We start from the raw sequence: 11,525 nt of genomic DNA, 5'->3' as shown, positions 1-11,525 counted from the left end.
TGTGGGAGCTAGAGGTTCACCACAGATCTTGCAAGCTGTGCAGTACCTGTGGGAGCGGGTTTACCCGCGAAGAGGCCGGTGCAGGCGCTACAAGGCCTTGGCCAGAAACTCCGCAGTGCGGCTTTCAGCACACCCGGCCACCACCTGTGGCGTGCCGCTGACCACCACCTGGCCCCCGGCATCCCCGGCCCCAGGCCCGATGTCGATCACCCAGTCGCTCTGCGCCACCACTCGCATGTCATGCTCGACCACCACCACGCTGTGCCCGCCATCGACCAGGCGGTTGAGCTGCACCAGCAGCCGGTCGATGTCCTGCGGGTGCAAGCCGTTGGTGGGTTCGTCCAGTACATACAGCGTCGCCCCGCGGGCCATGCGTTGCAGCTCGGTGGCCAGCTTGATGCGCTGCGCCTCGCCGCCGGACAGTTCGGTGGCCGGCTGGCCCAGGCGCAGATAGCCCAGGCCGATGTCCTGCAGCACCTGCAGGCAGCGCCGCGCCGCTGGCTGTTCGGCGAACACCAGCAGGGCCTGGTCGACCGTCAGCTGCAGCACCTGCGCAATGTTCATGCCCTGCCAGCTCACCGCCAGGGTTTCCGGGTTGTAACGGGCGCCATGGCAGGTCGGGCAGGGCGCATAGACGCTGGGCATGAACAGCAACTCGACGCTGACGAAGCCTTCGCCCTCGCAGTTCTCGCAGCGCCCCTTGGCAACGTTGAAGGAGAAACGCCCGGCATCGAAGCCTTTTGCCTTGGCCTGTTCGGTGGCGGCGAACAACTTGCGCACATGGTCGAACAGGCCGGTGTAGGTGGCCAGGTTGGAGCGGGGCGTACGGCCGATCGGCTTCTGATCGACCTGCACCAGGCGCCTGATGCTGCCAAGGCCAGCGCTCACATGCCCGCCGCTGGCCTGTTCAGGTTCATCTTCCAGGCTCTGCTCTTCGGGCTCGTTGCGTTGGGCGGCATGGCCCAGGTGCGCACCCACCAGCTCCAGCAGGGCCTGGCTGACGAGGCTCGACTTGCCCGACCCGGAAATACCGGTAACGGCGGTAAAGCAGCCCAGCGGGAATTGCGCACTGAGGTTGTTCAGGTTGTTGCGGCTGATGCCTTCGAGCTTCAGCCAGTCGTGGGCCTGGCGTGGTGCGCGCGTGGTCTGGGCCGGTGCACTGAACAGGTAGGCCCGGGTGCTCGACTGCTCGACCTGGGCCAGGCCCGTGGGCGGCCCGCTGTAGAGGATGGTGCCGCCATGCTCGCCAGCGGCAGGCCCTACATCCACCAGCCAGTCGGCGCGGCGCATGGTGTCCAGGTCGTGTTCCACCACATAGACCGAGTTGCCCGCGTGCTTCAGGCGCTGCAGCGCCTCGAACAGGGCTTCGCTGTCGGCCGGGTGCAAACCGGCCGAAGGCTCGTCGAGCACGTAGATCACGCCAAACAACTGCGAGTTCAGCTGGGTGGCCAGGCGCAGGCGTTGCAGCTCGCCAGAGGACAGGGTCGGGGTGCTGCGCTCCAGGGCCAGGTAGCCCAGGCCCAGGTCGAGCAGTGTGTCGATGCGTTCGAGCAGCTCGTTGGCGATGCGTTGGGCAGCCAGGCGCTTTTCCAGGGTCAGGTCGTCCTGCTGTTGTGCCAGGTAGTCTGCTGCCGCCACCTTGCGGAACACCTCGGCCAGCGCCTGCAGCGACAGGTGCGACAGCTCGGCGATATCCAGGCCGGCGAAGGTCACCCCCAGGGCCTCGCGCTTCAGGCGCTTGCCCTGGCACAGCGGGCACGGGCTGGGGCGCATGAACTGGGCAACGCGCTTGCGCATCTGCGCGCTTTGCGAGTGCATGAAGGTGTGCAGCACGTAACGCCGGGCACCCATGAACGTGCCCTGGTAGCTGGGCTCTAGCTTGCGCTTGAGGGCGGCGCGGGTCTGCGCCGGGGTCAGCCCGGCATACACCGGCGCGGTGGGCGTTTCTTCGGTGAACAGGATCCAGTCACGCTGCGCCTGTGGCAGGTCGCGCCAGGGGGTATCGACGTCATAGCCCAGCGTCACCAGGATGTCGCGCAGGTTCTGCCCCTGCCAGGCCATCGGCCACGCCGCCACGGCGCGCTCGCGGATGGTCAGCGACGGGTCGGGGACCATGGTCGCTTCGTTCACTTCGTAGACCCGGCCCATGCCATGGCATTCCGGGCAGGCGCCCTGCGGCGTGTTGGGCGAGAAATCCTCGGCATACAGCATCGACTGGCCGGCCGGGTAGTGGCCGGCGCGGGAGTAGAGCATGCGGATCGAACTGGACAGGGTGGTCACGCTGCCCACCGAGGAACGTGCACTCGGCGTGCCGCGTTGCTGCTGCAGGGCCACGGCCGGGGGCAAGCCTTCGATGGCGTCGACGTCCGGCACGCCGACCTGGTCGATCAGGCGCCGGGCATAGGGCGCGACCGATTCGAAGTAGCGGCGCTGGGCTTCGGCGTAGAGGGTGGAGAAGGCCAGCGAGGACTTGCCCGAGCCGGACACGCCGGTGAACACCACCAGTGCATCACGGGGGATATCGACATCGATGTTCTTGAGGTTGTGCTCGCGGGCGCCACGGACGCGGATGAAACCGGTGGGGGTGGTGGGGCGTGGGGGCATGACGCAGTCCTTGGCTTTGGCTGAACAGTGCGTTCAAGGTAACAGCAAAGGCACGACTTTGTGTTCCACCGTGTGAAACCAGATTCGATTGTGCTCCCAGCTTCCTCGCGCTTATCTGTCAGCCAAGCACGACCTGCCTCACCCGTCGTGACCTCAAGGCGAACAACAAGAACGGGAATCCACCCGCGCAAGGAGACTCTACATGTCCCGACATCAGCACATCCTGGCCTGGCTGAACGATGTGGCCAGCGACCTGCACGCAATCCGTCACGATATCCACGCTCACCCGGAACTGGGCTTCGAAGAAAGCCGCACTTCGGCGCTGGTTGCCCGACTGCTCGAAGAATGGGGCTATGAAGTGCACACCGGTATCGGCAGGACCGGCGTGGTCGGCGTACTGCGCAATGGCAGCAGCCCACGCCGCCTGGGCCTGCGCGCCGACATGGATGCGCTGCCCATCCACGAGGCTACCGGCGCCGCGTACAGCAGCCAGCACCAGGGCTGCATGCACGCCTGCGGCCATGACGGGCATACCACCATGCTGCTTGGCGCCGCGCGCTACCTGGCGGCGACCCGGCAGTTCGACGGGACACTGACACTGATCTTCCAGCCGGCCGAAGAGGGCCAGGGTGGTGCCGAGGCGATGCTGGCCGATGGTTTGCTGGAGCGCTTCCCTTGCGATGCACTGTTCGGCATGCACAACATGCCCGGGCTGCCGGCGGGGCACCTGGGCTTCCGCGAAGGGCCGATGATGGCCTCGCAAGACCTGCTCACGGTGACCCTCGACGGGGTTGGCGGCCATGGCTCGATGCCGCACCTGACCGTCGACCCGCTGGTGGCGGCGGCCAGTGTGGTGATGGCCCTGCAAACCGTGGTGGCGCGCAATATCGATGCGCAGGAGGCGGCCGTGGTTACCGTCGGCGCCTTGCAGGCCGGCGAAGCGGCCAACGTGATCCCGCAGCAGGCGCTGCTGCGCCTGAGCCTGCGCGCGCTGAACGCCGAGGTGCGGGCGCAGACCCTGGAGCGGGTGCGGGCGATTATCGTCAGCCAGGCCGAGAGCTTTGGCTGCAGCGCCACCATCGAACACCGCCCGGCCTACCCGGTGTTGGTCAACCATGCCGCGGAAAACGCCTTCGCCCGGCAGGTGGGAGTGGAATTGCTCGGTGCCGAGGCAGTGGATGGCAACACCCGCAAGCTGATGGGCAGCGAAGACTTCGCCTGGATGCTGCAACGCTGCCCCGGCGCCTACCTGTTCATCGGCAATGGCGTATCGCGGCCGATGGTGCACAACCCGGCCTACGACTTCAACGACGACATCCTGCTGACCGGCGCCGCCTACTGGGGCGCGCTGGCAGAGCGCTGGCTCGCGCCCGCCTGACCTTTCCTTTTGACGACTGCCGCTGGAACCCGGGCGCGACCGCGCCTGGGCGATCACCCAATCATTGTGTGGAGTGTTTCCTATGCAGACTTCGAGCACCGGCGTGTCGCGTACCCGGCAAGTGGTCGCCGCCGTCATCGGCAACGCCCTGGAGTGGTATGACTTTATCGTGTACGGCTTTCTGGCCAGCATCATCGCCCGGCAGTTCTTCCCCTCCGACGACGAATACGCCTCGCTGCTGATGGCCCTGGCCACCTTCGGCGTCGGCTTCTTCATGCGCCCGGTGGGCGGCGTGTTGCTGGGCATGTATTCCGACCGCAAGGGCCGCAAGGCGGCGATGCAGATGATCATCCGGCTGATGACCGTGTCCATTGCCATGATCGCCTTTGCCCCCGACTACCTGGCCATCGGCATGGCCGCGCCGATGCTGATCGTGGTGGCGCGCATGCTGCAGGGTTTTGCCACCGGCGGCGAGTACGCCAGCGCCACGGCCTTCCTGGTGGAGAGCGCGCCGGCCCACCGCAAGGGCCTGTATGGCTCGTGGCAGCTGGTGGGGCAGTGCCTGGCGGTGTTCTCCGGGGCGGCGATGGTGGCCCTGGTCACCCACTTGTGCACGCCTGCGGCGCTGGACAGCTGGGGTTGGCGTATCCCGTTCGTGCTCGGCCTGCTGATCGGCCCGGTGGGGCTGTGGATTCGCAAGCACATGGAAGAGCCCGAGGAATTCATCGAGGCGCGCCGCCAGGCCAAGGGCCAGTCGCCCAGCCTGTGGCAGGTGCTGCGTGAGCATCGGCGCAGCCTGTTGGTATCGATGGGCCTGGCCTGTGGCGCGACGGTGTCGTTCTACGTGGTGCTGGTGAACATGCCGACCTTCGCCCACAAGAACCTCGGCCTGCCGCTGGATCAGGTGCTGCTGGTGCAGATGCTTGCGGTTGGGCTGATGACCGTGGTGATCCCGCTGTCCGGGGCGTTGTCTGACCGGCTGGGGCGGCGCCCGGTGCTGATGGCCTTCACCCTGGCGTTCTTCGTCATGGTCTACCCGTTGTATGTGTGGGTGGCTGCCGCGCCGTCGCTGGAGCGCCTGCTGGTGATGCAACTGCTGTTGTGCACCGCCATCGGTGGCTTCTTCGGGCCGGCGCCCACGGCCCTGGCCGAGCAGTTCCCGGTCGAGGTGCGTTCTACCGGTGTGTCGGTGGCCTATAACGTGGCGGTGATGGTGTTCGGCGGCTTCGCCCCGTTGATCGTCACCTGGCTGAGCAAGGTGCTCGGTACACCGGTGGCGCCGTCGTTCTATGTGCTGTTCGCCTGCCTGCTGACACTGCTGGGCACCTATTGCCTGAAGGAAGCCCCACGTGCGGGCAAGCCTGCCGCTTTCAACCTTGGAGTGAAACCGTGATGCCGCTAGCCATCGACCCCATCGTTGCCCTCGATGCCGAGGCATTGTCCCGGGCCATCCATGCCCGCCAGATGTCGTGCCGGGAGGTGATGCAGGCTTATCTGGCGCATATCGAACGCTTCAACCCGCAGGTCAATGCGCTGGTATCGCTGCGCCCGGCCGAGGCACTGCTGGCCGAGGCCGATGAGCGTGACCGCGAGCTGGGCCGTGGCCATTCGCGCGGCTGGATGCATGGCATGCCCCAGGCGGTCAAGGACCTGGCCGCCACTGCCGGGCTGCGCACCACGTTGGGCTCGCCGCTGTTCGCCGAGCAGGTGCCCGAGCAGGACGCGATCAGTGTGGCGCGGGTGCGGGCCAGTGGTGCGCTGATCGTGGGCAAGAGCAATGTGCCGGAATTCGGCCTCGGTTCGCAGACCTACAACACCCTGTTCGGCACCACCACCAACGCCTACGACCCGGGCAAGGTGGCCGGGGGCAGCAGCGGTGGGGCGGCGGCGGCGCTGGCCATGCGCCTGCTGCCGGTCGCCGACGGCAGCGACATGATGGGCTCGCTGCGCAACCCGGCGGCGTTCAACAACGTGTATGGCCTGCGCCCGTCGCAGGGCCGCGTACCCCACGGGCCGGTGCCGGAACTGTTCGTGCAGCAGCTGGCCACCGAGGGGCCGATGGGCCGCAGCGTGGTGGATGTGGCGCGGCTGTTGTCGACCCAGGCGGGCTTCGATGCGCGGGCGCCGTTGTCGCTGGGCGAGGGCCGGCGCGATTTTGCCGCCGGGTTGCAGCGCGATTTCCGCGGCGTGCGGGTTGGCTGGCTGGGCGACTACAACGGCTACCTGGCGATGGATGACGGGGTGCTGGGCCTGTGCGAAGCGGCCCTGGCAGACTTCGCCGAACTGGGCTGCCGGGTCGAGGCCTGCCAGCCGGTGTTCGACCTGGCGCGTTTGTGGCAGTGCTGGCTGACCCATCGCCACTTCCTGGTGCACGGCAACCTCGCTGCCGCCTATGCCGACCCGGGCAAGCGCGCGCTGCTCAAGCCCGAGGCGCAGTGGGAGGTGGAGGGTGGCCTGCAACTGAGCGCGGCGGCGGTGTACCAGGCTTCGGTGGCCCGCAGCGACTGGTACCGCGCGCTGGGCCAGCTGTTCGAGCGTTACGATTACCTGCTGTTGCCATCGGCCCAGGTGTTCCCATTCGATGCACGGCAACCTTGGCCAACGGTGGTCGGCGGGCGGGCGATGGACACCTATCATCGCTGGATGGAAGTGGTGATAGGGCCGACCCTGGCCGGTTTGCCGAGCATCAGCGTACCGGTCGGCTTCAATGCTGCCGGGTTGTCCATGGGCCTGCAGATCATCGGCCCGGCCCAGGCCGACCATGCGGTGTTGCAGCTGGCCCATGCCCATGAACAGCTCACCCGTTGGGTAGCGCGGCGCCCACCCCGGAGCCTGCAAGCGCCATGAAACCGCTGGGCAGGCGCGGATCTTGCTGGCTATCCTGACCATCCAGCTACAGGGAGGTCACACTCATGGGCATCACGGCAGACAGTGGCGGCGTGCGTTCGGTGGAGCGGGCGCTGGCCATCGTCGACCTGTTGGGCGAACACCAGGCGCTGGGCCTGGAAGAACTGCATTACCTGACGGCGCTGCCCAAGGCCACGGTGTCGCGCATGCTCGCCACCCTGCAGGAGCAGGGCTGGGTCTACCGCGGCCTCAGCGACCGGCGTTACCGGCTGTGCGCGCGGCGCCTGTTCGGTGACCGCCAGCTGCGTTTCAAGCGGCGCCTGGTGGAGCACGCCGCACCCATGTTGCTGGAGTTGAGCGAGCGCACCGGGTTGGTGGTTGACCTGTCATGTTTCGACGGCGAGCGGCTGGAGGTGATGGAAAGCGCCATCCCCCAGGTATTGCGCAAGCGCTACCCGCACACCTGCCAGATCGTCGGCCATCATGCCAGCCTGTTCCACTCGGCGATGGGGCGGGCATGCCTGGGTGAGTTGGCGGTCGATGAAGTGCAGCGCCTGGCGGCCCATGCGCGGGTGGGCGACGAGACGGTGCTGCGCGACATCGAGGAGGAAGCGAACAAGGGGTTCGGCCAGCGCACCGAAGGGCACTGGGAGTACCCGGTGCGCTTGCCGTTCCTGATCCGCGCGATAGCCCTGCCGGTGCATGCCGAAGGGCGCCTGGCCGGGAGCATTGCCTTGCACTGGCCGCTGGACCAGGCGCCGGTGGAGCGGGTGTTGAACCTGCACCTGAACAGCCTGGCTACAACGGTGGGGGAGGTGCAGCGGGCCTTGCTGGTTTGAGTCAGCCTGCACCGGCCTCTTCGCGGGTAAACCCGCTCCCACAGGGTAAGTGCATTGCCCGAGGCTTGCTCGGTACCTGTGGGAGCGGGTTCACCCGCGAAGAGGCCAGTGCAGCAAACAACAAAAGAGGCTGTGTTCCGAGGCCCCTCAGCGCTCCAGGCTGTACATCCTGCATTCCGCAAGCAACGCCAGCAGGTTCGGCTCCCGCTCCCGCGCCTTGAGGAACACCACGCCGATATACTGTTGCAAGCGATATTGCGGTTTCAGGGCAATCAACCTGACCCGGTTTTCGTACACCGCCGCGATACGCCCGGGCAGCAGGGCAAAGCCCACGCCCGAGCTGACCATGCTCAGCAGGGTGAAGATATCGTTCACCTGCATGGCCACCTTGGGTTCGAAGCCGGCCTGCTGGAACACCCGGGCGCCATCGCGGTGGGTGGCAAAGCCCTGGGTCAGGGTGATGAAGGTGGAGTCGGCCAGGTCGGCCAGGTCCACCTCGGCCTGCTCGGCGAAGGGCGAATCGATGGGCACGGCAAGGAAGATATCGTCGGAAAACAGCGGCAGCTGCTCGCAGGCCGGGTCGCTGACGCTTTCGTCGAGCGACACGAGGATGGCCTCCAGCTCGTGGTTCTTCAGGCGCTGCAGCAGGTCGACGTTGGAGCCCAGGGTCAGGTCGATGTTGAGTTCGCTGCGGCGCAGCTTGAGGCCCATGACCAGCTTGGGCACGGTTTTCACCGTCAGCGAGTAGAGCGCGCCCAGGCGGAAGCGCTCGGCGTAGAAGCCGGCGGCCTCGCGGGTAAGGCGGACCATCTGCTCGGCGTCCTGGATCAGCTGGCGGGCTTTCTTTTCCAGCACGTAGGCGCTTTCCAGCGGGATCAGCTGGCGGCCTTCGTGCTTGAACAGCGGGCAGCGCAGTGCGCTTTCCAGCGAGTGGATGGCACGGTGCACGCTGACGGCGCTGGTGGCCAGCTCGGCGGCGGCGCGGCCGAGGTTGCCGGTGCGCATGAAGGCGAGGAAGGTTTCCAGCTTCTTGAGGGTCAGTTCTTCGTCGATCAGCATGGGTGGACCTGGGTGTGCACAATGGCTGGGGCATGCATATTGCCTTGAAATTCTGGGGCCGCTTCGCAGCCCATCGCCGGCAAGCCAGCTCCCACAGGGATGGCGCATGGCTTGAGGCCGATGCGGTCGAGGTGGGAGCTGGCTTGCCGGCGATGGGGCGCGAAGCGGCCCTGTATGCTCATTGCATGGATCCGATCAAGGTCCACAACGCCGGGTCGTTGAAGTCACGGACAACCAGCTTCGCCCCCGCCGCCAGCAACCGCTCTGGCGTCTGGGTAGTGGCCACGCCCACGGTAAAGATCCCCGCGCCACTCGCTGCCGCCACCCCCGGCAGCGAATCCTCGAAGGCCAGTGCCTGCCCGGCCTCGGCACCCAGCCGCTGCAACCCGGTCAGGTAAGGCAGCGGGTCCGGCTTGGGCCGTGCCAGTTCCTCGGCCACCAGCACATGCTCGAAGCGCTGGCCCAGCCCCATGGCGTTCAACATGTGCTCGGCGTTCAGCCGCGGTGCGTTGGTCACCACGCACATGCCGATGTCATGAGCCCGGGCATGTTCCAGCAGGCGCACAAGGCCCGGCATCGGCTCGAGAGCCGGCGACATGTCGCGGAACAGTGCCTCCTTGCGGTCGGCCAGCTCCTGGCACTGCTCGGCACTGGCACCGGCAAACAGCTCGGCGAACAGCTCGCCGTTGGCGCGGCCGCTGACCTGGGCATCGAACTGCGCCTGGCTCAGCTCGCGGCCGTCATGCTCGCGCAGCAGTTGGCGAAAGGCCTGCAGGTGCAAGGTGTCAGTGTCGGTGAGGGTTCCGTCGAGGTCGAACAGCAGGGCAGTCAGCATTGGGTATCCAGGTCCAAAATCATGGGCGGGCCAGAAGGGAGATTCTTTGCCTTTGGAGTCACGTGAACTTCGCGACTTCCTGAGTGTACTGGAGTACGGCAGCCTTGGCAGAGCTGTGCTCGAACGCGAGGTTGGCGCCTGCGCGTCGAGTCAGCAACTGCCAAAGCTGGAAAGCCAACCGAGTAACCGGCCGCTGGCACGCTCCGGCTTTCGAAGTTTGGTCATCAGTTCTGGTTGGCGGAGGCGGCTGGGCGCAGGTAGCTGATCTTCTGCACCTTGCCGTCGCTGTCACGGTAGGTGAGGGTGGCGGTGTCGGCGTGGTCGGTGGCGTGGCCCGAGGCCTCCACCGCGATCACTTGGGCGATATCCAGGTTCATGCCGTACTGGTACGGGGAGGCGGTCTGGGCGAAGGCGCCGACGCTGCTGCCAAAGGTCAGGGTGGCGATGGCGATTGCTTTGATGAAGGTCATGATCATGCTCCGTTAGCTTGGGTAGTGGGATCAGCGACTGCTTGCTGCCTGGGTTGAATATTGCGTGATAATATTTAGCGCGCAAAATATATTTCCACTATCTGGTCTATTGGAGCGCTGCATCGCTGGCAAGCGCGGCTCCCACAGTGTCCCTGCTGATTCAATTCGCCATGTGCAGTCAGGTTTGCCGGATCGCAGCCGCCAAGCCGTCGACGAAGGGGGCTGTTCAGCGTGCTCCGAAAAGAGTACAAATGTGCTCCATGGACAATCTTACCCCAAAACGCCGCGCCATCTTCGAGTTCATCCGTGAGCGCATCGCCGACCACGGCCAGCCGCCGAGCCTGGCCGATATCGCCACGCGCTTCGGTTTTGCCTCGCGCAGTGTCGCGCGCAAGCACATCACCGCCCTGTGCCAGGCCGGCTACATCGACGTCACGCCGAACCAGGCGCGGGGCATACGCCTGGCCGAACGGCTGCGCCGCCCGGAAATCCTCGAAGTGCCGGTGCTGGGCCAGGTGGCGGCAGGTGCCCCCATCGGCCCGGACCTCGACATTCACGAGCAGTTGCTGCTCGACCCCAGCCTGTTCCGCCGTACCCCTGACTACCTGCTGAAGGTGCGTGGCGACTCGATGATCGACGACGGCATTTTCGACGGCGACCTGGTCGGCATCCTCCAGCAGGCCGACGCTCGCGATGGCCAGATCGTGGTCGCGCGCCTGGACGGCGAGGTGACCATCAAGCGCCTGCAGCGCCAGGGTGGCAATTACCGGCTGTTGCCACGCAACCCGGCCTATGCGCCTATCGATGTGCGGCCTGAACAGGAGTTCTTCATCGAAGGCGTGTTCTGCGGCTTGCTGAGGCGTGACTGATGGGCGCGGTGGTCGACCTCGACAGGTTGCTCGACCAGCGCCGGGTATGGCGCGGTCGGCAGGCCCAGGCGCGGCCGCTCGGCCTGCAGCCCACAGGCCATGCCGCCCTTGACCAATGCCTGCCGGAAGGCGGCTGGCCGGCGGCTGCGCTCAGCGAACTGTTGCTGGCCAGCCCCGGCTGTGGCGAATTGCAGCTGCTGTGGCCAACCCTGGCCCGCTTGAGCGCTGAAGCCAGCCGAATCGTGCTGGTGGCACCGCCATTCATTCCTTACGCCCCGGCCTGGCAGGCCGCGGGGGTAGACCTGCGCTGGCTGGTACAGGTGGACGCCGCACCTGCCGATGCCCTGTGGGCCGCCGAGCAGTGCCTGCGCTCCGGCAGTTGCGCGGCGGTGCTGTGCTGGCCGGAACGTGCCGATGACCGCGCCCTGCGGCGCTTGCAGGTGGCTGCCGAAACCGGGCAGGCGCTGGCCTTCGCCTGCCGGCCGCAACAGGCGGCGCACAACCCTTCGCCCGCAGCGCTGCGCATTGCCGTCGACACCCGCCCGGCACAATGGCGCGTGCTGAAAAGCCGTGGCGGCATGCCCCCGGCGCTGCCCATCGCCTGCCCGGGGCGGGGCTGATGCA

10 protein-coding genes are annotated in these 11,525 nt (G+C 66.7%); 6 read left to right on the top strand and 4 right to left on the bottom strand.

Annotated features, from left to right (window positions below):
- Positions 1-87: 87 nt before the first annotated feature.
- Positions 88-2,604, bottom strand: coding sequence for an excinuclease ABC subunit UvrA (locus tag ABNP31_RS13850; RefSeq protein ID WP_350012399.1), 2,517 nt, complete (start codon positions 2,602-2,604; stop codon positions 88-90).
- A gap of 202 nt (positions 2,605-2,806) precedes the next feature.
- Here ABNP31_RS13850 and ABNP31_RS13845 point away from each other — a divergent pair, with 202 nt between their 5' ends.
- The 4 genes from ABNP31_RS13845 to ABNP31_RS13830 all read left to right on the top strand — a co-directional run bounded on the left by ABNP31_RS13845 (position 2,807) and on the right by ABNP31_RS13830 (position 7,668).
- Complete coding sequence (locus tag ABNP31_RS13845; RefSeq protein ID WP_085664771.1) at positions 2,807-3,982, top strand: M20 aminoacylase family protein; 1,176 nt, start codon at positions 2,807-2,809, stop codon at positions 3,980-3,982.
- 82 nt (positions 3,983-4,064) lie between these two features.
- A complete protein-coding gene (locus tag ABNP31_RS13840) occupies positions 4,065-5,375 on the top strand; it encodes a citrate-proton symporter (RefSeq protein WP_015270478.1) in 1,311 nt (436 codons plus the stop codon).
- Entirely contained in the window at positions 5,375-6,829 is a 1,455-nt protein-coding gene (locus ABNP31_RS13835) for an amidase (protein ID WP_350013422.1), read from the top strand. The genes ABNP31_RS13840 and ABNP31_RS13835 overlap by 1 nt, the downstream gene beginning before the upstream one ends.
- Before the next feature lie 65 nt (positions 6,830-6,894).
- Entirely contained in the window at positions 6,895-7,668 is a 774-nt protein-coding gene (locus ABNP31_RS13830) for an IclR family transcriptional regulator (protein ID WP_085615560.1), read from the top strand.
- A gap of 147 nt (positions 7,669-7,815) precedes the next feature.
- On the opposite strand, the gene ABNP31_RS13825 is transcribed toward ABNP31_RS13830, so the two are convergent.
- From ABNP31_RS13825 to ABNP31_RS13815, 3 genes are all read right to left on the bottom strand, one after another.
- Entirely contained in the window at positions 7,816-8,727 is a 912-nt protein-coding gene (locus tag ABNP31_RS13825; protein ID WP_350012398.1) for a LysR family transcriptional regulator, read from the bottom strand.
- A gap of 178 nt (positions 8,728-8,905) precedes the next feature.
- Positions 8,906-9,562, bottom strand: coding sequence for an HAD family hydrolase (locus ABNP31_RS13820; RefSeq protein WP_350012397.1), 657 nt, complete (start codon positions 9,560-9,562; stop codon positions 8,906-8,908).
- A 224-nt stretch (positions 9,563-9,786) separates the two neighbouring features.
- Positions 9,787-10,032 (bottom strand): DUF2790 domain-containing protein, encoded by a 246-nt coding sequence (locus ABNP31_RS13815; RefSeq protein ID WP_350012396.1) that lies wholly within the window; start codon positions 10,030-10,032, stop codon positions 9,787-9,789.
- A gap of 251 nt (positions 10,033-10,283) precedes the next feature.
- Here ABNP31_RS13815 and lexA point away from each other — a divergent pair, with 251 nt between their 5' ends.
- Positions 10,284-10,901, top strand: coding sequence for a transcriptional repressor LexA (gene lexA, locus ABNP31_RS13810; protein WP_025339260.1), 618 nt, complete (start codon positions 10,284-10,286; stop codon positions 10,899-10,901).
- Positions 10,901-11,521 (top strand): translesion DNA synthesis-associated protein ImuA, encoded by a 621-nt coding sequence (gene imuA / locus ABNP31_RS13805; RefSeq protein WP_025339259.1) that lies wholly within the window; start codon positions 10,901-10,903, stop codon positions 11,519-11,521. Before lexA ends, imuA begins: the two co-directional genes overlap by 1 nt.
- Positions 11,522-11,525 lie beyond the last annotated feature (4 nt).

Source organism: Pseudomonas asiatica, from assembly GCF_040214835.1.
Classification (GTDB): domain Bacteria; phylum Pseudomonadota; class Gammaproteobacteria; order Pseudomonadales; family Pseudomonadaceae; genus Aquipseudomonas; species Aquipseudomonas putida_Z.
Note: the sequence above shows the minus strand (reverse complement) of the source record. Positions and strands in the feature narration are given on the sequence as shown.